General features: G+C 52.7%; 28 protein-coding genes. 14 read left to right on the top strand and 14 right to left on the bottom strand.

From position 1 onward, the window contains the following. Window positions 1–35: 35 nt before the first annotated feature. Window positions 36–512, bottom strand: a complete 477-nt coding sequence (gene greA / locus ACFX4U_RS09435; RefSeq protein WP_017457342.1) for a transcription elongation factor GreA — start codon at window positions 510–512, stop codon at window positions 36–38. A gap of 247 nt (window positions 513–759) precedes the next feature. Between greA and dacB the strand changes: the two genes are divergently transcribed. Then, window positions 760–2,193 (top strand): serine-type D-Ala-D-Ala carboxypeptidase, encoded by a 1,434-nt coding sequence (dacB, locus tag ACFX4U_RS09430; RefSeq protein WP_313511234.1) that lies wholly within the window; start codon window positions 760–762, stop codon window positions 2,191–2,193. 79 nt (window positions 2,194–2,272) lie between these two features. Here the strand turns inward: dacB and cgtA are convergent, their stop codons facing one another. The 4 genes from cgtA to rplU all read right to left on the bottom strand — a co-directional run bounded on the left by cgtA (window position 2,273) and on the right by rplU (window position 5,113). Beyond that, on the bottom strand, window positions 2,273–3,448 hold the full coding sequence (gene cgtA / locus ACFX4U_RS09425; protein ID WP_313511235.1) for an Obg family GTPase CgtA: 1,176 nt from the start codon (window positions 3,446–3,448) through the stop codon (window positions 2,273–2,275). A 15-nt stretch (window positions 3,449–3,463) separates the two neighbouring features. Beyond that, window positions 3,464–4,429, bottom strand: coding sequence for a DMT family transporter (locus ACFX4U_RS09420; protein WP_305734884.1), 966 nt, complete (start codon window positions 4,427–4,429; stop codon window positions 3,464–3,466). 94 nt (window positions 4,430–4,523) lie between these two features. Then, a complete protein-coding gene (gene rpmA / locus ACFX4U_RS09415; RefSeq protein WP_017457338.1) occupies window positions 4,524–4,781 on the bottom strand; it encodes a 50S ribosomal protein L27 in 258 nt (85 codons plus the stop codon). Window positions 4,782–4,801: 20 nt separating this feature from the next. Continuing rightward, window positions 4,802–5,113 carry a 50S ribosomal protein L21 gene (rplU, locus tag ACFX4U_RS09410; protein WP_003025032.1) on the bottom strand — a complete coding sequence of 104 codons (312 nt, stop codon included), beginning with the start codon at window positions 5,111–5,113 and terminating at the stop codon, window positions 4,802–4,804. 259 nt (window positions 5,114–5,372) lie between these two features. Between rplU and ispB the strand changes: the two genes are divergently transcribed. Together ispB and sfsB are read left to right on the top strand one after the other, a co-directional pair. Further along, window positions 5,373–6,344, top strand: coding sequence for an octaprenyl diphosphate synthase (ispB, locus tag ACFX4U_RS09405; RefSeq protein WP_045512659.1), 972 nt, complete (start codon window positions 5,373–5,375; stop codon window positions 6,342–6,344). 213 nt (window positions 6,345–6,557) lie between these two features. Next, complete coding sequence (gene sfsB / locus ACFX4U_RS09400) at window positions 6,558–6,833, top strand: DNA-binding transcriptional regulator SfsB (RefSeq protein WP_017457335.1); 276 nt, start codon at window positions 6,558–6,560, stop codon at window positions 6,831–6,833. A 94-nt stretch (window positions 6,834–6,927) separates the two neighbouring features. Here the strand turns inward: sfsB and murA are convergent, their stop codons facing one another. The 7 genes from murA to mlaF form a co-directional block, all read right to left on the bottom strand. Next, window positions 6,928–8,187, bottom strand: a complete 1,260-nt coding sequence (gene murA / locus ACFX4U_RS09395) for a UDP-N-acetylglucosamine 1-carboxyvinyltransferase (protein WP_313510476.1) — start codon at window positions 8,185–8,187, stop codon at window positions 6,928–6,930. Between the two features lie 52 nt (window positions 8,188–8,239). Beyond that, window positions 8,240–8,494, bottom strand: coding sequence for a BolA family iron metabolism protein IbaG (gene ibaG, locus ACFX4U_RS09390; protein ID WP_313510479.1), 255 nt, complete (start codon window positions 8,492–8,494; stop codon window positions 8,240–8,242). Window positions 8,495–8,620: 126 nt separating this feature from the next. Then, window positions 8,621–8,914 (bottom strand): lipid asymmetry maintenance protein MlaB, encoded by a 294-nt coding sequence (mlaB, locus tag ACFX4U_RS09385; RefSeq protein ID WP_313510482.1) that lies wholly within the window; start codon window positions 8,912–8,914, stop codon window positions 8,621–8,623. After that, window positions 8,911–9,549, bottom strand: a complete 639-nt coding sequence (mlaC, locus tag ACFX4U_RS09380; RefSeq protein ID WP_020455437.1) for a phospholipid-binding protein MlaC — start codon at window positions 9,547–9,549, stop codon at window positions 8,911–8,913. Before mlaC ends, mlaB begins: the two co-directional genes overlap by 4 nt. A gap of 16 nt (window positions 9,550–9,565) precedes the next feature. Next, on the bottom strand, window positions 9,566–10,117 hold the full coding sequence (gene mlaD, locus ACFX4U_RS09375) for an outer membrane lipid asymmetry maintenance protein MlaD (RefSeq protein WP_017457330.1): 552 nt from the start codon (window positions 10,115–10,117) through the stop codon (window positions 9,566–9,568). 4 nt (window positions 10,118–10,121) lie between these two features. After that, window positions 10,122–10,904, bottom strand: a complete 783-nt coding sequence (mlaE, locus tag ACFX4U_RS09370; protein WP_017457329.1) for a lipid asymmetry maintenance ABC transporter permease subunit MlaE — start codon at window positions 10,902–10,904, stop codon at window positions 10,122–10,124. 7 nt (window positions 10,905–10,911) lie between these two features. Continuing rightward, window positions 10,912–11,724: a phospholipid ABC transporter ATP-binding protein MlaF gene (mlaF, locus tag ACFX4U_RS09365; protein ID WP_017457328.1), complete on the bottom strand. Its 813-nt coding sequence runs from the start codon at window positions 11,722–11,724 to the stop codon at window positions 10,912–10,914. Between the two features lie 229 nt (window positions 11,725–11,953). Here mlaF and ACFX4U_RS09360 point away from each other — a divergent pair, with 229 nt between their 5' ends. The 11 genes from ACFX4U_RS09360 (at window position 11,954) to npr (ending at window position 19,876) form a co-directional block, all read left to right on the top strand. Further along, complete coding sequence (locus ACFX4U_RS09360; protein WP_249880012.1) at window positions 11,954–12,928, top strand: calcium/sodium antiporter; 975 nt, start codon at window positions 11,954–11,956, stop codon at window positions 12,926–12,928. A gap of 13 nt (window positions 12,929–12,941) precedes the next feature. After that, window positions 12,942–13,928 (top strand): arabinose-5-phosphate isomerase KdsD, encoded by a 987-nt coding sequence (kdsD, locus tag ACFX4U_RS09355; protein WP_017457326.1) that lies wholly within the window; start codon window positions 12,942–12,944, stop codon window positions 13,926–13,928. Window positions 13,929–13,942: 14 nt separating this feature from the next. Further along, entirely contained in the window at window positions 13,943–14,509 is a 567-nt protein-coding gene (gene kdsC / locus ACFX4U_RS09350) for a 3-deoxy-manno-octulosonate-8-phosphatase KdsC (protein ID WP_313510486.1), read from the top strand. Further along, window positions 14,506–15,081 (top strand): LPS export ABC transporter periplasmic protein LptC, encoded by a 576-nt coding sequence (gene lptC, locus ACFX4U_RS09345; RefSeq protein ID WP_313510489.1) that lies wholly within the window; start codon window positions 14,506–14,508, stop codon window positions 15,079–15,081. Before kdsC ends, lptC begins: the two co-directional genes overlap by 4 nt. Then, window positions 15,050–15,610: a lipopolysaccharide ABC transporter substrate-binding protein LptA gene (gene lptA / locus ACFX4U_RS09340; RefSeq protein WP_017457323.1), complete on the top strand. Its 561-nt coding sequence runs from the start codon at window positions 15,050–15,052 to the stop codon at window positions 15,608–15,610. The genes lptC and lptA overlap by 32 nt, the downstream gene beginning before the upstream one ends. A 6-nt stretch (window positions 15,611–15,616) precedes the next feature. Continuing rightward, window positions 15,617–16,342 carry an LPS export ABC transporter ATP-binding protein gene (gene lptB / locus ACFX4U_RS09335; protein ID WP_313510491.1) on the top strand — a complete coding sequence of 242 codons (726 nt, stop codon included), beginning with the start codon at window positions 15,617–15,619 and terminating at the stop codon, window positions 16,340–16,342. Window positions 16,343–16,390: 48 nt separating this feature from the next. Continuing rightward, window positions 16,391–17,824 carry an RNA polymerase factor sigma-54 gene (gene rpoN, locus ACFX4U_RS09330; protein WP_017457321.1) on the top strand — a complete coding sequence of 478 codons (1,434 nt, stop codon included), beginning with the start codon at window positions 16,391–16,393 and terminating at the stop codon, window positions 17,822–17,824. Between the two features lie 22 nt (window positions 17,825–17,846). Continuing rightward, window positions 17,847–18,134 carry a ribosome hibernation promoting factor gene (hpf, locus tag ACFX4U_RS09325; RefSeq protein ID WP_305734881.1) on the top strand — a complete coding sequence of 96 codons (288 nt, stop codon included), beginning with the start codon at window positions 17,847–17,849 and terminating at the stop codon, window positions 18,132–18,134. 81 nt (window positions 18,135–18,215) lie between these two features. Then, a complete protein-coding gene (gene ptsN, locus ACFX4U_RS09320; protein ID WP_017457319.1) occupies window positions 18,216–18,707 on the top strand; it encodes a PTS IIA-like nitrogen regulatory protein PtsN in 492 nt (163 codons plus the stop codon). A 45-nt stretch (window positions 18,708–18,752) separates the two neighbouring features. Next, complete coding sequence (gene rapZ, locus ACFX4U_RS09315; RefSeq protein WP_017457318.1) at window positions 18,753–19,607, top strand: RNase adapter RapZ; 855 nt, start codon at window positions 18,753–18,755, stop codon at window positions 19,605–19,607. Next, window positions 19,604–19,876: a PTS phosphocarrier protein NPr gene (npr, locus tag ACFX4U_RS09310; protein ID WP_007369893.1), complete on the top strand. Its 273-nt coding sequence runs from the start codon at window positions 19,604–19,606 to the stop codon at window positions 19,874–19,876. Before rapZ ends, npr begins: the two co-directional genes overlap by 4 nt. A 1-nt stretch (window position 19,877) precedes the next feature. Here npr and mtgA read toward each other — a convergent pair whose 3' ends face one another. Both mtgA and elbB read right to left on the bottom strand, forming a co-directional pair. Further along, the gene (gene mtgA / locus ACFX4U_RS09305) at window positions 19,878–20,609 is read right to left on the bottom strand and encodes a monofunctional biosynthetic peptidoglycan transglycosylase (RefSeq protein ID WP_313510494.1); all 732 of its coding nucleotides are present in this window, start codon (window positions 20,607–20,609) and stop codon (window positions 19,878–19,880) included. Then, window positions 20,606–21,259: an isoprenoid biosynthesis glyoxalase ElbB gene (gene elbB / locus ACFX4U_RS09300; protein WP_313510496.1), complete on the bottom strand. Its 654-nt coding sequence runs from the start codon at window positions 21,257–21,259 to the stop codon at window positions 20,606–20,608. The genes mtgA and elbB overlap by 4 nt, the downstream gene beginning before the upstream one ends. Between the last annotated feature and the right edge of the window lie 75 nt (window positions 21,260–21,334).

Raw genomic sequence — 21,334 nt, 5'->3', positions numbered from 1 at the left:
TTACAATCCGTCAACAATCGACGCGAAGACAGCGATCAAAGATATTCCACTTTGATAATTTCGTATTCCACTTCGCCGCCCGGCGTACGAATCACCACCACATCATCCTGCTCTTTACCTACCAAGCCGCGGGCAATGGGGGAATTGACTGAAATCAGGTTCTGTTTAAAGTCGGCTTCATCATCGCCAACAATCCGATAAGTCTGCTCTTCGTCATTATCGAGGTTTAATACCGTGACGGTGGAACCAAAAATAACACGGCCGCTTTTCGGCATTTTAGAAATGTCGATCACCTGCGCATTGGACAATTTTGCTTCGATATCTTTAATTCGCCCTTCGCAGAAGCCCTGCTGCTCGCGCGCTGCGTGATATTCCGCATTCTCTTTCAGATCGCCATGTTCGCGGGCTTCCGCGATGGCGGCAATGATTTCAGGGCGACGAACGGATTTCAGAAACTCCAGTTCTTCGCGCAATTTTTCGGCACCACGTAAGGTCATCGGAATAGCTTGCATTGTTATACCTCTTGAACATTCCTGTAGGGAGCGGTAACCCACCCCATCTGATCTACCTCCCCCGTACACCGGCATATACCGTCGGGCAGGAGCAAAAGAAAACTGACCCGGGGACAAAGCCCCAGGTCAGCGCAATTTTTCAATTTGATACGTATTTTACCCGGAAGTTCACTATGGGTCATCGTTTACTTTCCGGGTCGTTGCGCCGTAGTATGACGGCTTGTTTACTGCTTCCTAGCGCGAGATTATGCGATTTTCCAGCTTTATCATCGGATTGACCACAAGTATAGCCCTGAACGTTCAGGCCGCGAATGTAGACGAATACATAAACCAACTGCCGGATGGTGCAAACCTGGCGCTGATGGTGCAAAAAGTCGGTGCTCAGGCGCCAGAAATTGATTACCACGGCAAACAAATGGCGCTGCCAGCCAGTACTCAGAAGGTCATCACCGCGCTGGCGGCACTGTTGCAGCTTGGGCCGGACTTTCGCTTTACAACCACGCTGGAAAGCAAAGGTTCTGTCGAGAACGGTACACTAAAAGGTGACTTAATTGCACGATTTGGCGGCGATCCGACGCTAAAACGTCAGGATATTCGCAATATGGTGGCGGCGCTAAAAAAGTCAGGCGTGCAGAAAATCGAAGGTAATGTGCTGGTCGATACCTCTATTTTTGCCAGCCATGATAAAGCGCCAGGCTGGCCGTGGAACGACATGACGCAATGCTTTAGCGCACCACCTGCTGCGGCGATTATCGATCGCAACTGCTTCTCGATTTCGCTCTATAGCGCGCAAAAACCGGGCGATTTGGCCTATATCCGCATCGCGAATTATTATCCGGTGAATATGTTCAGCCAGGTGCGCACGCTCGCACGCGGCTCCGCAGAGGCGCAGTATTGCGAACTGGATGTCGTTCCAGGCGATTTAAATCGCTTTACGCTAACGGGATGCCTGCCGCAGCGTGCCGATCCGCTCCCGCTGGCTTTCGCCATTCAGAACGGAGCAAGCTACGCCGGTGCAATTTTGAAAGCAGAATTGAACGACGCAGGCATCACCTATAGCGGCACCTTGCTGCGCCAGACGCAAGAGAACCAGGCCGGTACTGTCATTGCCAGCAAGCAGTCGGTACCGCTTCACGATCTGCTAAAGCAGATGCTGAAAAAATCAGACAATATGATCGCTGATACGGTGTTTCGTATGATTGGTCACGCGCGCTTTGGCGTACCGGGTACCTGGCGAGCAGGTTCGGATGCAGTGCGACAGATCCTGCGCCAGCAGGCTGGCGTCGATCTCGGAAATACAATCATCGCTGATGGTTCCGGTCTGTCACGACATAACCTGCTGGCACCCGCCACGATGATGCAAGTTCTGCAATATATTGCGCAGCATGACACCGAGCTCAATTTCATCTCAATGCTGCCGCTGGCAGGCTATGATGGCTCTCTGCAGTATCGCGCTGGCCTGCATGAAGCGGGTGTAGACGGGAAAGTTTCGGCCAAAACAGGCTCCTTGCAAGGCGTGTATAACCTGGCCGGCTTTATTACTACCGCGAGCGGTCAGCGGATGGCTTTCGTGCAGTATCTTTCTGGTTATGCTGTCGAACCTGCAGATCAGCGTAATCGCCGCATTCCACTGGTGCGTTTTGAAAGCCGTCTGTACAAAGATATCTACCAGAATAACTAACAAAAATGCCGGGTTAGCACACGCTACCCGGCATTTTTCCTGGCGAAATATCCCCGTTCAGCCGGGAAAATTGCAGCGATTAACGCTTGTAGATGAACTCAACGCCTTCTTCGTCGTCTTCGTCCCAGTCGTCATCCCACTCTTCGTCTTCTTCAACCACTTCAGCTTCTTCAAGCTGCTGGCGATGATAATCATCCCACATAAACTCGACTTTCTCAGGCTGCTGCTCTTCCTGCACCTGGGTGATCGGGTTTTCGATGATAAAGGTCATCACGTCCCAGCACAGGTCTTTCACGCCCTGCTGGCTGGCCGCTGAAATAAGGTAGAATTTATCTTCCCAACCCAGCGCCTCAGCGATAGCTTTTGCTTTAGCTTCTGCTTCCGCTTTATCCATCAGATCGATTTTGTTGAATACCAACCAACGCGGTTTGGCCGCCAGCTTCTCGCTGTATTTTTCCAGTTCACCGATGATGACACGGGCATTTTCCGCCGGATCGGAACCATCGATCGGATCGATATCGATCAGATGCAGCAGGACGCGGCAACGCTCCAGATGCTTCAGGAAACGGATCCCGAGGCCTGCGCCATCAGCAGCCCCTTCGATCAACCCCGGAATATCGGCAACCACAAAGCTCTTTTCGTTATCCATACGGACAACACCAAGGCTCGGCACCAGCGTGGTAAACGGATAATCCGCCACTTTGGGTTTTGCGGCAGATACTGCGCGAATAAAGGTCGATTTACCCGCGTTTGGCATACCAAGCATACCCACGTCGGCCAGCAACATCAGTTCCAGTTGCAGGTCGCGCTTATCGCCCGGCGTGCCCATCGTTTTCTGACGAGGCGTGCGGTTAACCGAGGATTTAAACCGCGTGTTGCCCAGACCATGCCAGCCACCTTTCGCGACCATCAGGCGCTGACCATGTTTAGTCATATCGCCCATTGTCTCGCCAGTGCCCTGGTCGATAACACGCGTACCGACCGGTACTTTTACCGTAATATCTTTTCCGCGTTTCCCTGTACAGTCGCGGCTCTGGCCATTCTGTCCGCGTTCAGCACGGAAAGATTTTTCAAAACGGTAGTCAATCAGGGTATTGAGGTTTTCGTCCGCTTCCAGCCAGACATCGCCGCCATCACCACCGTCGCCGCCATCAGGGCCGCCTCTTGGGATATACTTTTCGCGGCGGAAGCTCACACAACCGTTACCGCCATCACCTGCCACGACAAGGATCGTAGCTTCATCAACAAACTTCATTTTACTCTCCGTAACTCATTCGCCTGAGCGGGGCACAGTGGCGACCACTTCGCGACTGCGCCAGCGTCCCAAAAGACGATGGCCAATAGCGGAAAACATCGCGCCCGCAACCACGACAAACGCACCGAGATAACCGATAAGGTTTAACATCGGTCTGGCGAAAACATCGGGCCAGGCCATTGATAATAAATCTGAAAAAAACAGCGTAAAGAGCGGTGTCAGCGTGATTAATGCGCTCACCTGCGCCGCCTGCCAGCGAGCCATCGCTTCCGCCAGCGCACCATAACCCACCAGCGTATTCAGGCCACAAAACACCAGACAAGCCAGTTGCCAGTCACTCAACTGAAGCAGCACGGCGGGTTTTGCCAGCGGCAATAACGCAATTGTACACAAAGTGTACAGCAAAAAGAGGATCTGCTGGGAAGCCAGGCGCCGCAATAACACTTTTTGTGCGACGCCGTAACTCACCCACACCGTGGCTGCTCCGACGCCAAAAATCACGCCCCAGGTGTAATCTGTCAGGCGGGTAAAAATCTCCACCAGACTGGTGTTAAAAAACATCACCAGACCACAGATAAGCATCAGCGCACCGATAACCTGGGTACCGCGCATTTTCTCTTTGAGAATAACAACGCTGGCAATCATCATGCCCACAGGTGAAAGTTGACCGATTACCTGTGAAGCCGTCGGACTAACGTATTGCAGGGAAGAGCTGAAGAGGATGAAATTCCCGAACAGCCCACCTGTGGCAATTGCCAACAAAACCAACCAGCGCGGCTTGCGAAAAAGATGCAGCGGGGGCAGTTTCTTTTTCCAGCCGAGAATCAAACCAAGGCCGATTCCCGCCATTAAAAAGCGATAAAACACCACCGTTGGCGGTTCCATCACTTCCAGCACCTGCTTCATGGCGATAGGTAACGCGCCCCAGCACATCGCGGTTGTGAGCGCCAGCGCAATACCGATGCCTGCCTGCTGTTTCATGCCCGTATTCCCTGCCAGAATTTACCGGACTTCTAATGTAAAAAGCCCCGCAACGTGTTGCGGGGCTTTCTTCCGTTACCGGGACGCGAAAAACTTATTCAGCAACGATGCTGATGAATTTACGGTTTTTCGGGCCTTTAACTTCGAACTTAACTTTACCGTCAGTCAAAGCGAACAGAGTGTGGTCACGGCCGCAACCTACGTTAGAACCAGCGTGGAATTTGGTACCACGTTGACGAACGATGATGCTACCTGCCAGAACTGCTTCACCGCCGAAGCGTTTTACGCCCAGACGTTTAGCTTCTGAATCGCGACCGTTACGAGTTGAGCCGCCAGCCTTTTTATGTGCCATTTAAATCTACTCCTCAGGTCTTAGGCGCTGATGCCAGTAATTTTCACATCAGTAAACCACTGACGGTGGCCCTGCTGCTTACGGTAGTGTTTACGACGACGAAACTTAACGATTTTAACTTTCTCGCCACGACCGTGAGCAACAACTTCAGCTTTGATTACGCCGCCATCAACGAAAGGAACGCCGATTTTGACTTCTTCACCGTTTGCGATCATCAGAACTTCAGCGAATTCAACAGATTCGCCAGTTGCGATGTCCAGCTTTTCCAGGCGAACGGTCTGACCTTCGCTTACTCGGTGTTGTTTACCACCACTTTGGAAAACCGCGTACATATAAAACTCCGCTTCCGCGCACATATTCTGATCAATTCAGAGTGCGCTATAAATATTCACAATAGGGCGCGAATATTACGCAACTTGCTAGCCTTTGACAAGAGTGATCGTCACTCCATGCAGAAAAAAAACACAACATGTAAGGTAACGTTTATCTGGCGCATTTTTTCAGTACAATCAACAATACTATTCTAACCCGTAACCCTTTGTTATCCCATTTTGCTATGTGGTAAACAGGACTGAAAGCCCGGCTTTTGCGATGAATTTAGAAAAAATCAATGAGTTAACCGCGCACGATATGGCGGGTGTAAACGCGACGATTCTGCAACAACTCAACTCGGATGTTCAGTTAATCAACCAGTTGGGTTATTACATCGTAAGCGGCGGCGGCAAACGCATCCGTCCGATGATTGCCGTGTTGGCGGCGCGAGCCGTTGGCTATGAGGGTAATTTGCATGTCACTATTGCCGCATTAATCGAATTTATTCACACCGCGACCCTTCTCCATGACGATGTTGTGGACGAGTCCGACATGCGCCGCGGCAAAGCCACCGCTAACGCGGCCTTTGGCAACGCAGCGAGCGTGTTGGTCGGTGATTTTATCTACACCCGCGCTTTCCAGATGATGACCAGCCTCGGCTCGCTGAAAGTGCTGGAAGTAATGTCAGAAGCCGTAAACGTGATTGCTGAAGGCGAAGTCCTGCAGTTGATGAACGTCAACGACCCGAATATCACCGAAGAAAACTATATGCGGGTCATTTACAGCAAAACCGCCCGTCTGTTTGAAGCGGCGGCTCAGTGCTCCGGCTTGCTGGCGGGTTGTACAGAAGCGCAGGAAAAAGGGCTGCAGGATTACGGCCGCTATCTGGGTACGGCTTTTCAGCTCATCGACGATTTGCTTGATTACAGCGCAGACGGTGAAACGCTCGGCAAAAACACTGGCGATGACCTGAATGAAGGCAAACCGACGTTACCGTTGTTACATGCCATGCATAACGGCACACCAGAACAAGCACAGATGATCCGCGAAGCTATCGAGCAAGGAAACGGCCGACACCTTCTGGAACCTGTTCTGGAAGCAATGGCTGCCTGCGGCTCACTGGAATGGACGCGTCGTCGTGCGGAAGAAGAAGCGGATAAAGCAATTGCTGCTTTACAAGTTCTGCCGGATTCACCGTGGCGCGAAGCGTTGGTCGGTCTTGCCCACATCGCCGTTCAGCGCGATCGTTAATCTTTCCAGCTTCCCGCGCATTGTCGCGGGAAAGTTCCAGTAAGTTTTCTTAAATCACATAAAAACCCAAAATAACCAGCAATATCAAGCCTTGTCATAATCCTAAAACGCAAAATATTACATGAGCTTTTCAGAACAATTGCTCCCACATGCGTATAGTAAATAGCGTTGTTGGCGTAAATAATTGACACCTATTTTCTATCAGGGGATGTTATGGAAACAAAATTAATGGACTGGCACCAGGCTGATATCATTGCCGGACTGCGTAAAAAAGGAACATCACTGGCTGCGGAATCCCGTAAAAACGGGTTAAGCTCTTCAACCCTCGCTAACGCTCTGACCCGCTCATGGCCAAAAGGGGAATTGATTATTGCTCGTGCGCTGGATACCGATCCCTGGGTTATCTGGCCATCACGTTATCATGATCCTGTCACCCATGAATTTATTGATAAGACGAAGCTGATCAGGAAAAAAAGGGAGGAAAAATAAGCGGTCATGCAAGTAGCACCTCCCCTTGCTTGCCAGAACAAGCGATAGAAAAAAAGGGAGCCGAGGCTCCCTTCTTACTGTACCGCAGACAGGATTATTCGCCTTTGACGCGCTCAATATTCGCGCCAAGCGCACTGAGTTTATCTTCAATACGCTCATAGCCACGATCGATATGATAGATACGATCAACGATGGTGGTTCCTTCCGCAATACAACCCGCCAGCACAAGGCTTGCAGAAGCACGTAAATCGGTTGCCATGACCTGCGCACCGGAAAGCTTTTCTACGCCGTGGCAAATCGCTGTATTACTTTCGATTTCCGCGTGAGCACCCATACGGATCAGCTCAGGGATATGCATGAAACGGTTTTCGAAGATAGTCTCGGTGATAACGCCCGTACCTTCAGCCACCAGGTTCAGCAGCGTAAATTGCGCCTGCATATCGGTCGGGAACCCCGGATGCGGAGCCGTACGCACGTTCACTGCTTTCGGGCGCTTGCCATGCATATCAAGGCTAATCCAGTCTTCGCCAACTTCAATATCCGCACCAGCATCGCGCAGCTTAGCCAGCACCGCGTCCAGCGTATCCGGCTGAGCATTACGGCAGATAATTTTACCGCCAGAAATCGCCGCCGCGACCAGGAAAGTCCCGGTTTCGATACGATCAGGCAGGACGCGATAAACACCGCCGCCCAGACGTTTCACCCCTTCGATGGTGATGCGATCGGTTCCCATACCGGTGATTTTTGCACCGAGGGTATTGAGGAAGTTCGCCGTATCAACAATTTCCGGCTCACGGGCGGCATTCTCGATAATGGTCGTGCCTTCCGCCAGCGTCGCAGCAGACATAATCGTTACAGTCGCGCCAACGCTTACTTTATCCATCACGATATGCGCGCCTTTCAGACGCCCGTTGACGGAAGCTTTGACGTAGCCCTCTTCCAGCTTGATCTCCGCGCCCAGTTGTTCCAGGCCGGTAATGTGCAGATCCACCGGACGCGCGCCAATGGCACAACCGCCAGGCAGGGAGACCTGCCCCTGACCGAAACGCGCCACCAACGGCCCCAGCGCCCAAATAGATGCGCGCATGGTTTTCACCAGCTCGTAAGGTGCGCAGAAAACATTGACGTCGCCCGCATCGATCCACACGGATCCATTACGTTCCACCTTGGTACCCAACTGACTGAGCAGTTTCATGGTGGTATCGATATCTTTCAGTTTCGGAACGTTACGGATTTCAACCGGCTCTTCCGCCAGCAACGCGGCAAAAAGAATCGGCAGCGCGGCGTTTTTCGCGCCTGAAATTGTCACTTCGCCCTGGAGACGCGTCGGCCCCTGTACACGAAACTTATCCATTCATCTGATCTCTGTTAAGAATTCACACGCGCAGTGGGTTTATCCCCTGCGCTCAAAAGCCGTTAAGTTTGCGATCCCGCGCCCACTCAGCCGGAGTGTAGGCTTTGATCGACAGGGCATGGATACGATTGTCTGCGATGTATTCCATCAGCGGGCCATAAATGGTCTGTTGTTTCTTGACCCGGCTCATGCCGTCAAAAATCTCACCCACAGCAACAACCTGAAAGTGACTGCCATCGCCAGTGACGTGGGCTTCCCGGAGAGAGAGTGCGTTCATCAGCACCGTCTGAATTTCATGATTTTCCATGGGTGTAAATATCATCTAATAGTGAAAACAGTCACACATCTTAGAGGAAAGTGGCGTCGGCTTAAACAAGCAAAAAGCCCCATCAATATAAAGGATGGGGCCTTAAGTAGTAACGCATTGAAAAAATTAGTGAGGCAATACATCCTGCGGCAAATTATAGAGCGCGGCGAGGGTAGACACATTTTCACTCACCCCAGCAAGCACAACATTATTTCCCTGCTTTTTGCCCTGTGCCACCAGATGTACCAGCAGCGCGACGCCTGCGGTATCAACACGTGACACGCCGTGTAAGTCGATGCAGGTCACCCCATTCATCGCCTCCACGCGCGCATCCCACAACGGGTTTAAGAGATCCTGATCCAGTTCACCTAACAGTTTCAGGCAGTCTCCATCGCGCGACCAGCGTAGATTGGCTGTCATTGCTTTTTCTCGTCCAGGGTAATTTTCTGGCGGGAAATAGATTGCAGCTCAGCGGTTAAACCGTCGATACCTTTGGTACGCAGCAGATCGCTCCATTCGTTCTGTTTGGTCGTGATCATGCTCACCCCTTCGGCAATCATGTCGTAAGCCTGCCAGTTGCCGCTCTGCGTGTTTTTACGCCACTGGAAATCCAGGCGCACCGGCGGACGGCCATTTGGATCGATGATAGTCACACGGATCGGCACAATCGTCGCATCACCCAGCGGCTGCTCCGGCGCAATCTGATAGGTCTGCCCGTGGTACATTGCCAGCGCCTGACCGTAAGCCTGTTTCAGGTATTCGCGAAATGCTGCGAAATAGGCTTCACGCTGTGCGGGGGTCGCTTCTTTGTAATAACGGCCCAGCACCAACGCACCGGCGTATTTCACCTGCACGTAGGGCAGTAGTTCCTGATCAACAACATCGCGCAGGTAGTCCGGGTTCGCACGGATTTTCGGCTGCTCATTTTTGAGGCGATCAAAGGTTTTCTGTGCCGCGTCTTTCATTGCGGCGTAAGGGTTAGCTTGATCGGCCGCCATCGCGGCACCCAGCGGCGCAATTACCAGCAGGGCAACCATTAATAGACGTTTAAACATGCGTCAATTCTCCTCGTTAATTCGTCTGCCCAGCAGACGGTGCGGCTTGAGTATTCCCTGCATCGTGGGCTGCCGCATCGCCTGAATTCTTATTGTCACCGCCTTTACTGTTGTAAAGGAATTGTCCGATAAGATCCTCAAGCACTATGGCGGACTTGGTGTCCTGAATGGTGCTTCCTTCTTTAAGCATAGAAGTTCCCATCTCAGGATCGTCAAAGCCAACGTTCAGCGCCAGATACTGCTCACCTAACAACCCGGAAGTGCGGATCGCCAGCGAGCTGGTATCCGGGATCTGGTTGTAACGTTCTTCAATATCCAGCGCGACGCGCGGCAGATAGGTTTTGGGATCGAGAGAGATATCAGCAACACGCCCGATCACCACACCGCCAATTCTTACCGGCGAATGTGCTTTCAGACCGCCAATGTTGTCAAAGGTGGCATAGACACGGTAAGTCGGCTCGGTGCGCATGGAGGCGACATCCGCCGCTTTTAAGCAGATGAAGAGTCCAGCCAGCAGCGCCAGCACAAGGAAAACACCGACCCAAATTTCACTTTTTTTCGTTTGCATGAACTCAATTCCCAAACATCAGTGCGGTGAGCACAAAATCAAGGCCAAGCACGGCCAACGAGGAGTGCACAACGGTGCGTGTTGTCGCCCGGCTAATGCCGGCAGAAGTCGGGATCGCATCATAACCATTAAATAACGCAATCCAGGTCACCGTGATGGCAAACACCACGCTTTTAATCAGGCAGTTAACCAGATCCATTCGCCATTCGACGGCATTTTGCATCGCGGTCCAGAAAAAGCCTGTATCAATACCTTTCCAGTTAACGCCAACCAGCGAACCGCCCCAAATACCGACGGCGACAAAGATAATGGTTAACAGCGGTAGCGAGATGACCCCCGCCCAAAATCGCGGCGAAATTACGCGTCGCAGCGGATCGACCGCCATCATTTCAAGGCTGGAAAGCTGCTCGGTCGCGCGCATCAAACCAATCTCAGCCGTTAAGGCAGAACCAGCCCGCCCTGCGAACAGCAACGCAGCGACAACCGGCCCCAACTCGCGCAGTAGCGACAGCGCCACCAGCATGCCAAGACTGGTTTCGGCGCTGTAAGTGGTCAACACCAGGTAACCCTGCAGACCGAGCACCATACCGATAAACACGCCGGAAACAATAATAATGAGCATCGACAGTACGCCGACATTATAAAGCTGGCGAACCAGCAGCGGCGCGTGTTTGCGGAATTCGGGTTTTCCCACCACCGCATTAAAGAGCATCAAACCGGCGCGTCCGAACGTCGCGATCGTTTTGATCCCGCGGTGCCCAAGCGATGCCAGTGCATTTAGCAGCATGAGCGTCTTAACTCCCTGTTTCTAATAAATCGGTCTGATAATCACCCGCAGGGTAGCGGAACGGAACCGGGCCATCGGCAATGCCATCCAGGAACTGACGCACGCGCGGATCGCTGTTCTCTTGCAACCCTTGCGCACTACCGTGGGCAACAATTTTCCTGTCAGCCACAATATAGGCGTAATCAGCAATACTCAGCACTTCAGGAACATCGTGGGAAACCACAATACAGGTGACACCCAGCGCGCTATTCAGCTCGGAGATCAGCTTCACCAGCACGCCCATCGTGATAGGGTCCTGCCCTACAAAGGGTTCATCGAACATGATCAGGTCCGGCTCCAGTGCAATCGCTCGCGCCAGCGCGGCGCGTCGTGCCATACCGCCTGAGAGTTCAGATGGCATTAAGTCCGCCGCACCGCGCAGCCCTACTGCTTCCAGCTTCATCATCACCGTGCTTCGCAGCAACGGCTCGGGCAGCAGAGTGTGCTCACGCAAAGGATAGGCAACATTGTCAAAAACGTTCATATCGGTAAACAACGCGCCAGACTGAAACAGCATGCTCATTCTTTTGCGCACGGTGAACAGACGCGAACGGGTCATCTCTGGCACGTTTTCGCCATCGAATAAAATCTCACCGCTATCAGGCGGGATTTGTCCACCGATCAGACGCAGGAGCGTCGTTTTGCCGATCCCTGAAGGTCCCATAATGGCGGTGATCTTACCGCGAGGTACCGTCAGTGAAATATTGTCAAAGATTGGGCGGCTGCCGCGGGAGAAGCTGACGCCACGAACATCGACCAAATTCGCCACAGTCTGGCTCATTTCCTCTTCCTTATAAGCCTCGTCGGCCACAAGCATGACGCTTGATAACATCACGAACCCAACATTTTTACAGAATATTACCTGCTGGGGTTAGCGAAAGCTGGCATTTGTTTTACTTTTGAGCCGCATAAAGTCAAAATTAGGAATCATTACGCTACGCGGAACTCCCGGTTTTACCCGGCATGGCAGCCTGCGAGCCGGCGGATTATACCTGAAGAAAGGATGTTAGATGCTTTTAGCGACGGCGCTATTGATAATTGGTTTACTCTTAGTGGTCTACAGTGCCGATCGTCTGGTGTTCGCTGCTTCGATCCTTTGCCGCACATTCGGTGTACCGCCTTTAATCATCGGCATGACCGTTGTAAGCATCGGTACCTCACTACCCGAGATAATCACTTCCGTCGCCGCATCGCTGCATGGACAGTTGGATCTGGCTATCGGCACGGCGATCGGTTCTAACATCACGAATATCTTGCTGATCCTCGGCGTCGCCGCGCTTTTACACCCTTTTACCGTACATTCCGATATTCTGCGCCGCGAATTACCGTTAACCTTGGTAGCCAGTCTGCTGGCAGGCGTGGTGTTGTACAATGGGCACCTCAGCCGCTTTGACGGCATTATTTTACTGTTATTAGCCGTGCTATGGCTGGTGTTCATTGTTAAAATTGCCCGCCTGGCCGAGCGCCAGGGCAACGACAGTCTCACCCGAGAGCAGGTGGCGGAGTTACCGCGAGACGGCAGCCTTTCAGTCGCGTTCCTCTGGCTGGGCGTAGCGTTAATCATTATGCCAATGGCAACACGTATGGTGGTGGATAACGCGACAGTGGTAGCGAACTACTTTGCTATCAGCGAGCTGACCATTGGCCTGACGGTTATTGCTATCGGTACTGGCCTGCCTGAACTGGCGACAGCGATTGCCGGTGCGCGCAAAGGTGAAGACGATATCGCCATTGGTAATATTATTGGTTCAAACATCTTTAACATTGCTATCGTGCTGGGTTTGCCCGCGCTGATTGCGCCGGGCGACTTTAACCCGATAGCCTTTACGCGTGATTATGGCGTGATGTTGCTGGTCAGTGCCCTTTTTGCCCTGATTTGCTGGCGACGTAAGCAAATCAGCAGAGGTGTCGGCGCACTGTTGTTGGGCGGGTTTATCGTGTGGCTGGCGCTGCTCTACTGGCTGTCGCCGCTTTTGACTGGATAATCGGATACGCATTATGTCGCAAATAGATTTGCAGCCGGGTTTTGACTTTCAACAAGCAGGTAAAGACGTCCTGGAAATTGAACGTGAAGGCCTCGCAGAGCTGGATCAGTACATCAACGCCGACTTCACGCAGGCGTGCGAAAAAATGTTCTATTGCGCCGGGAAAGTGGTGGTGATGGGAATGGGCAAATCCGGCCATATCGGTAGAAAAATGGCGGCCACATTTGCCAGCACCGGAACCCCCTCTTTTTTTGTGCACCCGGGCGAAGCGGCCCACGGTGATCTGGGAATGGTCAGCCCGCAAGATGTGGTCATTGCGCTGTCAAATTCAGGGGAGTCGAACGAGATCCTCGCGCTGATCCCGGTGTTGAAGCGATTAAAAGTTTCGTTGATTTGCATGACCAGCCGACCAGAAAGCAGCATGGCGCGCGCCGCCGATATTCACTTATGCGTTAAGGTTCCGAAAGAAGCCTGTCCGCTGGGTCTGGCACCCACCTCCAGCACCACGGCGGCGCTGGTAATGGGTGATGCGCTGGCTGTCGCGTTGCTGAAAGCGCGCGGTTTTACGGCGGAAGATTTCGCCTTATCGCATCCCGGCGGCGCACTGGGCCGCAAACTGTTGCTGCGCGTCAATGACATCATGCATACCGGTGACGAAATCCCCCATGTCAGTAAAAACGCCAGCCTGCGTGATGCACTGCTTGAAATCACGCGTAAAAACCTGGGTATGACGGTTATCTGCGATGATTTGATGAAAATTGAAGGCATCTTTACCGACGGTGACTTACGCCGCGTGTTCGATATGGGCGGCGATGTCCGCAGCATGGGCATTGCCGACGTCATGACGCCAGGCGGTGTTCGGGTTCGTCCCAACACACTGGCAGTGGATGCGCTGAATCTGATGCAATCCCGGCATATTACCTCCGTGTTGGTGGCCGATGGCGACCAGTTGCTGGGTGTGTTACATATGCACGATTTACTGCGCGCTGGCGTAGTGTAAAGAAGGACATAAGAATGAGTAATGCTGGCGCGTCGCTTGCTACCTGTTATGGGCCGGTAAGCACGCAAGTTATGGCGAAAGCGGAAAAAATACGCCTGTTGATTCTGGATGTGGACGGCGTGTTATCCGATGGGCTCATCTATATGGGCAATAACGGAGAAGAGCTGAAAGCATTTAATGTGCGCGATGGTTACGGGATCCGCTGTGCGCTCACTTCCGACATTGAGGTTGCCATAATTACCGGGCGAAAAGCTAAACTAGTGGAAGATCGCTGCGAAACGCTAAAGATTAAGCACTTGTATCAAGGTCAGTCGGATAAATTGCTCGCTTACCGCGAGCTGCTGGCAAAACTGGCGCTCACCCCCGAGCAGATTGCTTATGTGGGTGATGATCTGATCGACTGGCCAGTGATGGCGGAAATTGGCTTGAGCGTTGCCGTTGCCGATGCCCATCCGCTGCTGCTTTCACGCGTGGATTACGTTACGCGTATTAATGGCGGCCGAGGCGCAGTTCGTGAAGTCTGTGATTTGTTGTTGCTGGCGCAGGGCAAGCTGGATGAGGCCAAAGGGCAATCGATATGAGTAAAACCAGACGTTGGGTCATCATTCTGCTGGCGCTGGCCGCACTGATCCTGATAGGGATCAACTTGACGGCTCAGGATGAGCCGAATCCGGTCGCCACCAACAATGCCGACCCGACTTACAAAAGCCAACATACGGATACGGTGGTTTATAGCCCGGACGGGGCACTTAACTACCGGCTTATCGCGCAGAACGTGGAATACTTTTCTGCTGAAGGTGTGAGTTGGTTCGCGCAGCCCGTCCTGACAACATTCGACGAGAATAAGGTTCCAACCTGGTCGATAAAGTCAGACAAAGCGAAGCTGACCGATGACAAAATGCTTTATCTTTATGGACATGTTGAAGTTAATGCGCTGACGGCGGACGCCCAGCTGCGAAAAATCACCACGGATAACGCCCAGATTAACCTGGTAACGCAGGATGTTACCTCGAATGATCAGGTCACGTTGTACGGTACAACATTTAATTCCACCGGCCTGAAAATGCGCGGCAATTTACGCAGCAAAAACGCCGAGCTGATTGAAAAGGTTAGAAGCTCCTATGAAATTCAAAACAAACAAACGCAGCCTTAATCTTGTATTGGCCACCACGCTTTTGGCCGCCGCGCTTCCGGCGCTCGCCGTGACTGGGGATACCGATCAACCTATCCATATCGACTCCGATCAGCAATCGCTGGATATGCAGGGTAATGTCGTGACCTTCACTGGCAACGTCGTGGTAACCCAGGGGACGATTAAAATTAATGCCGACAAAGTCGTCGTTACTCGTCCGGGTGGTCAGCAAGGTAAAGAGATCATTGACGGCTACGGCAACCCGGCGACCTTTTACCAAATGCAGGACAATGGCAAACCCGTTAAGGGCCACTCCTCGCAGATGCATTACGAACTGGAAAAAGATTTTGTTGTGCTGACTGGTAACGCCTATCTGGAACAACTGGATAGCAATATCACCGGTGACAAAATCACTTATCTGGTGAAAGAGCAGAAAATGCAGGCATTCAGCGACAAAGGCAAACGCGTGACCACCGTTCTGGTTCCGTCGCAGTTGCAGGATAAGAGCAATAAACAAACCCCGGCTCCGGCGCAAAAAAAGAGTAACTAATTCGTTATGGCAACATTAACTGCAAAGAATCTCGCCAAGGCTTATAAAGGCCGCCGCGTAGTTGAGGATGTCAGTCTGACCGTCAACTCTGGCGAAATCGTCGGGCTGCTTGGCCCTAACGGCGCAGGGAAAACCACCACCTTTTATATGGTGGTAGGTATTGTGTCGCGTGACGCGGGCAACATCATTATTGATGATGAAGACATCAGCTTGCTGCCGCTGCATGCACGTGCGCGCCGCGGTATTGGTTATCTTCCGCAGGAAGCCTCGATTTTTCGCCGCCTGAGCGTCTACGATAACCTGATGGCCGTCCTGCAAATCCGCGATGACCTGACCTCAGAGCAACGCGAAGATCGCGCCAATGAGCTGATGGAAGAGTTCCACATTGAACATCTGCGTGACAGCATGGGGCAATCGCTCTCCGGCGGTGAACGTCGCCGTGTGGAAATTGCCCGCGCGCTGGCGGCGAATCCGAAATTTATCCTGCTGGATGAACCCTTTGCCGGCGTTGACCCGATCTCCGTTATTGATATCAAACGTATCATTGAACACCTGCGTGACAGCGGCCTGGGCGTGCTGATTACTGACCATAACGTTCGTGAAACGCTGGCAGTGTGTGAGCGTGCTTATATCGTCAGCCAGGGGCATCTCATTGCGCACGGAACACCGCAGCAAATCCTTGAAGACGAACACGTTAAGCGCGTGTATCTTGGGGAAGACTTCAGACTCTGATAGGGTAGGGTTTATTGACGTTTTTTGTCGGAGAGTGCTGCTCTGAATATGAAGCAAGGTTTGCAACTAAGGCTCAGCCAACAGCTAGCCATGACGCCACAACTGCAACAGGCCATCCGTCTGCTGCAGTTGTCCACGTTGGAACTTCAGCAGGAACTTCAGCAAGCGCTGGAGAGTAATCCATTGCTGGAACAAACTGATCTTCATGAGGAAGTCGATAGCCAGCAGGTTCAGGAAAATGACGGTCTGGATACCGTCGACGCTCTCGAACAAAAAGAGATGCCGGATGAGTTGCCGCTGGATGCCAGCTGGGATGAAATTTACACCGCAGGTACTCCTTCCGGCAGCAGCCACGACTACATTGACGACGAATTGCCTATCTATCAGGGCGAAACCACGCAGTCATTGCAAGATTACCTGATGTGGCAGGTAGGGCTGACGCCCTTCTCTGACACCGATCGTGCTATCGCAACGTCCATTGTCGATGCCGTTGACGAAACAGGCTATCTCACCGTTTCGCTGGAAGAAGTGCTGGAGAGCATGGGCAATGATGACGTGGGGCTTGATGAGGTTGAGGCAGTACTTAAACGCATTCAGCGCTTTGATCCCGTTGGCGTTGCCGCGCGGGATCTGCGTGATTGTCTGCTGATCCAGCTCTCGCAGTTCGCCAAAGAGACACCGTGGTGTGAAGAAGCCCGCCTTATCATTAGCGATCATCTGGATCTGCTCGCCAATCACGATTTCCGCACCCTGATGCGCGTGACGCGTCTGAAAGAAGAGGTGCTGAAAGAGGCGGTAAATCTGATCCAGTCTCTGGATCCGCGCCCGGGCCAGTCGATCCAAACCAGCGAACCGGAATATGTGATTCCGGATGTTCTGGTACGCAAACATAACGGTCGCTGGACGGTGGAACTGAACTCTGACAGCATTCCACGTCTGCAAATCAACCAGCATTATGCCTCGATGGGCGGCGGCGCACGTAACGATGCCGACAACCAGTTCATCCGCAGTAACTTGCAGGAAGCGAAGTGGTTGATCAAAAGCCTGGAGAGCCGCAACGACACACTGTTGCGCGTTAGCCGCTGCATTGTTGAGCAGCAGCAAGCCTTTTTTGAACAAGGCGAAGAATTTATGAAACCGATGGTGCTGGCCGATATCGCCCAGGCCGTCGAGATGCACGAGTCGACGATTTCTCGTGTAACGACCCAGAAGTACCTGCACAGTCCTCGCGGCATTTTCGAGCTGAAGTATTTCTTCTCCAGCCATGTCAATACCGAAGGTGGTGGCGAAGCCTCCTCTACCGCTATTCGCGCGCTGGTGAAGAAATTGATCGCCGCAGAAAACCCTGCAAAACCGCTGAGCGACAGTAAGCTGACGACCCTGCTTTCCGATCAAGGAATTATGGTGGCGCGGCGTACCGTTGCGAAGTATCGAGAATCTTTATCCATTCCGCCGTCGAATCAGCGTAAACAACTGGTTTGACCCAACCGATAAGGAAGACACTATGCAGCTTAACATCACAGGACAAAACGTCGAGATCACTGATGCTCTGCGTGAATTTGTGACCGCTAAATTCGCCAAGCTTGAACAGTATTTCGAAAGGATCAATCAGGTCTATATTGTGTTGAAAGTGGAGAAAGTGACTCACACCTCGGATGCGACGCTCCATGTCAATGGCGGCGAGTTGCATGCCAGTGCGGAAGGGCAGGATATGTACGCTGCTATTGACGGTTTGATTGATAAACTGGCGCGGCAGCTCACGAAGCATAAAGATAAACTGAAACAACACTAATTGTCCGAGCGTCCGTCTGGCGCGTTGCACCCTACCGTAACCCGGTAGGGTGACTGGCTCTGGCGTCGCTCAGGTGAAATTATGATGAATAACGATTCCGCTCTTCAATTGAGCAATGTCCTTAACCAGGAATGTACCCGTAGCGGCGTTCACTGCCAGAGTAAAAAACGTGCTCTGGAAATCATCAGTGAACTGGCGGCAAAACAGTTAGGCTTACCGCCACAAGTCGTCTTTGAAGCGATTCTTACGCGCGAGAAAATGGGCAGTACCGGCATTGGAAACGGTATCGCCATTCCTCACGGTAAGCTTGAAGAAGACACGCTTCGCGCCGTTGGCGTTTTTGTGCAACTCGAAACGCCCATTGCCTTCGACGCTATCGATAATCAGCCTGTCGATCTGCTGTTTGCCCTGTTGGTGCCAGCGGATCAAACCAAAACGCATCTGCATACGCTTTCGCTGGTCGCCAAAAGACTGGCGGACAAAACCATCTGCCGACGCCTGCGCAGCGCGCAAAGTGATGAAGAGCTGTATCAAATCATCACGCAGACGGAAGGTGAAAGCGACGATGCGTAACGGGAAGGAAACCTTTTTATCAGTCGTACTGAGGAGAAATGGTTCATGGTCCTGATGATCGTCAGTGGTCGTTCGGGTTCAGGGAAATCCGTCGCTCTGCGCGCCCTGGAAGATATGGGTTTTTATTGCGTCGACAACCTGCCGGTCGTGCTGCTGCCGGAGCTGGCGCAGACGCTTGCCGAGCGCCAGACTTCCGCAGCCGTCAGTATCGATGTGCGAAATATGCCGGAGTCGCCGGAAATTTTTGAACAGGCGATGAGCAATCTGCCGGACGCCTTTTCACCGCAGTTATTGTTTCTTGATGCCGATCGAAACACGCTGATCCGCCGTTACAGCGATACGCGCCGCCTGCATCCGCTTTCCAGTAAAAATCTGTCGCTTGAAAGCGCGATTGACGAAGAGAGTAACTTGCTGGAACCGCTGCGTTCACGTGCGGATCTGATTGTCGATACCTCGGAAATGTCGGTGCATGAGCTGGCCGAAATGCTGCGTACACGCCTGTTAGGTAAGCGCGAACGTGAACTGACCATGGTTTTCGAATCCTTCGGTTTCAAGCACGGCATTCCTATCGATGCGGATTACGTCTTTGACGTTCGTTTCCTGCCGAACCCGCACTGGGATCCTAAATTGCGCCCGATGACCGGCCTCGATAAACCCGTCGCGGCGTTCCTCGACAGACATACGGAAGTGCACAATTTTATCTATCAGACGCGTAGTTATCTCGAGTTGTGGCTACCGATGCTCGAGACCAACAACCGTAGTTATCTGACCGTAGCCATCGGTTGTACCGGTGGTAAACACCGCTCCGTCTATGTCGCCGAACAACTGGCGGATTATTTCCGCTCGCGCGGTAAGAACGTTCAATCCCGTCACCGTACGCTGGAAAAACGCAAAACATGACCGTAAAACAAACCGTTGAGATCACCAATAAGCTGGGAATGCATGCGCGCCCGGCCATGAAACTGTTTGAACTGGTACAGGGCTTCGATGCGGAAGTGCTGCTGCGCAACGATGAAGGCACCGAAGCCGAAGCCAGCAGCGTGATTGCGCTGCTGATGCTCGATTCTGCAAAAGGTCGGCAAATTGAAGTAGAGGCCAGCGGCCCGCAGGAAGAAGAAGCGCTGGCGGCAGTGATTGCGCTGTTTAACGCCGGGTTTGATGAAGATTAATTCAGTACAGCTTGTTGCGCTCCAGGAAATCTTCCCCGCCTAGCTGCCGCATCTGGCGCAGGATCCATGCCTGACGACTGCGTACATAGCCAGATGGCGCGGCGGCCTGAAAACGGATCGGGTTTGGCAATACGGCGGCCAGTAGCGCCGCTTCCGACATGGTTAAGCGGCTCGCCGGTTTATGGAAATAGCGCTGCGATGCTTCCTCGACGCCGAACACTCCATCGCCAAATTCCGCAATATTAAGATAAACCGTCAGGATCCGCCGTTTGGTCCACACCGTTTCCATCCCAAGCGTCAGCCCTGCTTCGAGCCCTTTGCGCACCCAACTTTTTCCATCCCACAGCAACAGATTTTTCACCGTCTGCTGTGAAATCGTCGATGCACCGCGAATACGGTTCTCATGGCGCTCGTTATGCGAGAGCGCTTTTTCAATGGCGCTAAAATCCAGCCCCCAGTGATCGGGAAAACGCTGATCTTCAGCGGCCACCACCGCCAGCGCCATCCACGGCGAAATATCATCCATACCAACCCAGTCGGAGTGCGCGACGTAGCCAAAGTCACCGCTAAACCACGCGCTCAGTTGGCGTTCAACCATCACGGCGGAAAAAGGCACTGGCAGGAAACTGAACAGCACAATGCCGCCTCCCCAGAAGAGCGCCAGCACGCACAGAATCCGCAGAGCAATGCGCTTTAAGGTGGCTTTCAGCGGGCCACGAAACCACTTCCTCATTCGGCCAGCACCAGTACGCGCTCCACCAGCTTTTCGATACCGGAGGCGGCCTGCGCGATGTCCTCCGCCAGCATATACGCCGGCGTCGTCACCACTTTGTGCTCCTCATCGACAACAATATCGTCGACCGGACAAGGCACATGCTCAGCGCCCATCTCTTCCAGCACTTCGGCGGTATCAATATCCGTGCCGATTGTCAGGCGTAGGGGAAAATCGAAAATTTTCGGCAACATCGCCGGTGCGATGCACATAAAACCGAGCGGTTTACCCGCCTTATGCATCTCCAGCGCCAGCGTTTTCAGGCTGCTGTCAACGGTGCATTCACTGCCGAGGCTGGCAAAATCACTGAGGTTTTTCGCCGCGCCAAAACCACCCGGAACAATCAGCGCATCCAGATCGTTTGCAGATGCCTGCGATAACGGCTGGACATTGCCACGGGCAATACGGGCGGATTCAATCAGTACATTACGGCGCTCAGCCAGCATCTCGCCCGTCAAATGGTTTACCACATCGCTTTGCCATTTATCGGGAGCGAAACAGACCGCCTGCGCACCATGACGGGCAATTGCTAGCAGCGTAATCACCGCTTCATGAATCTCCGAACCGTCATACACACCTGCGCCACTGAGAATCACGCCGACTTTTTTCATTTTGCTCATCCTTTATGCAACGTACTGACGATAATTAAAAATTTTGATAAGGGAGCCTTGCTTCACACATTTCAC

This window comes from Kosakonia sp. YIM B13588 (assembly GCF_042788165.1).
Taxonomy (GTDB): domain Bacteria; phylum Pseudomonadota; class Gammaproteobacteria; order Enterobacterales; family Enterobacteriaceae; genus Kosakonia; species Kosakonia sacchari.
Note: the sequence above shows the minus strand (reverse complement) of the source record. Positions and strands in the feature narration are given on the sequence as shown.

What these genes read in the sequence shown, in the direction of transcription:
- hpf (WP_305734881.1), top strand. Translation starts at nt 17,847, where the DNA reads ATGCAGCTTAACATCACAGGACAAAACGTCGAGATCACTGATGCTCTG.
- ibaG (WP_313510479.1), bottom strand. Translation starts at nt 8,494, where the DNA reads ATGGAAAATCATGAAATTCAGACGGTGCTGATGAACGCACTCTCTCTC.
- rpmA (WP_017457338.1), bottom strand. Translation starts at nt 4,781, where the DNA reads ATGGCACATAAAAAGGCTGGCGGCTCAACTCGTAACGGTCGCGATTCA.
- mlaF (WP_017457328.1), bottom strand. Translation starts at nt 11,724, where the DNA reads ATGAGCCAGACTGTGGCGAATTTGGTCGATGTTCGTGGCGTCAGCTTC.
- sfsB (WP_017457335.1), top strand. Translation starts at nt 6,558, where the DNA reads ATGGAAACAAAATTAATGGACTGGCACCAGGCTGATATCATTGCCGGA.
- mlaC (WP_020455437.1), bottom strand. Translation starts at nt 9,549, where the DNA reads ATGTTTAAACGTCTATTAATGGTTGCCCTGCTGGTAATTGCGCCGCTG.
- mlaB (WP_313510482.1), bottom strand. Translation starts at nt 8,914, where the DNA reads ATGACAGCCAATCTACGCTGGTCGCGCGATGGAGACTGCCTGAAACTG.
- mtgA (WP_313510494.1), bottom strand. Translation starts at nt 20,609, where the DNA reads ATGAGGAAGTGGTTTCGTGGCCCGCTGAAAGCCACCTTAAAGCGCATT.
- murA (WP_313510476.1), bottom strand. Translation starts at nt 8,187, where the DNA reads ATGGATAAGTTTCGTGTACAGGGGCCGACGCGTCTCCAGGGCGAAGTG.
- kdsC (WP_313510486.1), top strand. Translation starts at nt 13,943, where the DNA reads ATGAGTAATGCTGGCGCGTCGCTTGCTACCTGTTATGGGCCGGTAAGC.
- lptA (WP_017457323.1), top strand. Translation starts at nt 15,050, where the DNA reads ATGAAATTCAAAACAAACAAACGCAGCCTTAATCTTGTATTGGCCACC.
- mlaE (WP_017457329.1), bottom strand. Translation starts at nt 10,904, where the DNA reads ATGCTGCTAAATGCACTGGCATCGCTTGGGCACCGCGGGATCAAAACG.
- ACFX4U_RS09420 (WP_305734884.1), bottom strand. Translation starts at nt 4,429, where the DNA reads ATGAAACAGCAGGCAGGCATCGGTATTGCGCTGGCGCTCACAACCGCG.
- lptB (WP_313510491.1), top strand. Translation starts at nt 15,617, where the DNA reads ATGGCAACATTAACTGCAAAGAATCTCGCCAAGGCTTATAAAGGCCGC.
- elbB (WP_313510496.1), bottom strand. Translation starts at nt 21,259, where the DNA reads ATGAAAAAAGTCGGCGTGATTCTCAGTGGCGCAGGTGTGTATGACGGT.
- rpoN (WP_017457321.1), top strand. Translation starts at nt 16,391, where the DNA reads ATGAAGCAAGGTTTGCAACTAAGGCTCAGCCAACAGCTAGCCATGACG.
- kdsD (WP_017457326.1), top strand. Translation starts at nt 12,942, where the DNA reads ATGTCGCAAATAGATTTGCAGCCGGGTTTTGACTTTCAACAAGCAGGT.
- mlaD (WP_017457330.1), bottom strand. Translation starts at nt 10,117, where the DNA reads ATGCAAACGAAAAAAAGTGAAATTTGGGTCGGTGTTTTCCTTGTGCTG.
- rplU (WP_003025032.1), bottom strand. Translation starts at nt 5,113, where the DNA reads ATGTACGCGGTTTTCCAAAGTGGTGGTAAACAACACCGAGTAAGCGAA.
- dacB (WP_313511234.1), top strand. Translation starts at nt 760, where the DNA reads ATGCGATTTTCCAGCTTTATCATCGGATTGACCACAAGTATAGCCCTG.
- ACFX4U_RS09360 (WP_249880012.1), top strand. Translation starts at nt 11,954, where the DNA reads ATGCTTTTAGCGACGGCGCTATTGATAATTGGTTTACTCTTAGTGGTC.
- rapZ (WP_017457318.1), top strand. Translation starts at nt 18,753, where the DNA reads ATGGTCCTGATGATCGTCAGTGGTCGTTCGGGTTCAGGGAAATCCGTC.
- npr (WP_007369893.1), top strand. Translation starts at nt 19,604, where the DNA reads ATGACCGTAAAACAAACCGTTGAGATCACCAATAAGCTGGGAATGCAT.
- lptC (WP_313510489.1), top strand. Translation starts at nt 14,506, where the DNA reads ATGAGTAAAACCAGACGTTGGGTCATCATTCTGCTGGCGCTGGCCGCA.
- ptsN (WP_017457319.1), top strand. Translation starts at nt 18,216, where the DNA reads ATGATGAATAACGATTCCGCTCTTCAATTGAGCAATGTCCTTAACCAG.
- ispB (WP_045512659.1), top strand. Translation starts at nt 5,373, where the DNA reads ATGAATTTAGAAAAAATCAATGAGTTAACCGCGCACGATATGGCGGGT.
- cgtA (WP_313511235.1), bottom strand. Translation starts at nt 3,448, where the DNA reads ATGAAGTTTGTTGATGAAGCTACGATCCTTGTCGTGGCAGGTGATGGC.
- greA (WP_017457342.1), bottom strand. Translation starts at nt 512, where the DNA reads ATGCAAGCTATTCCGATGACCTTACGTGGTGCCGAAAAATTGCGCGAA.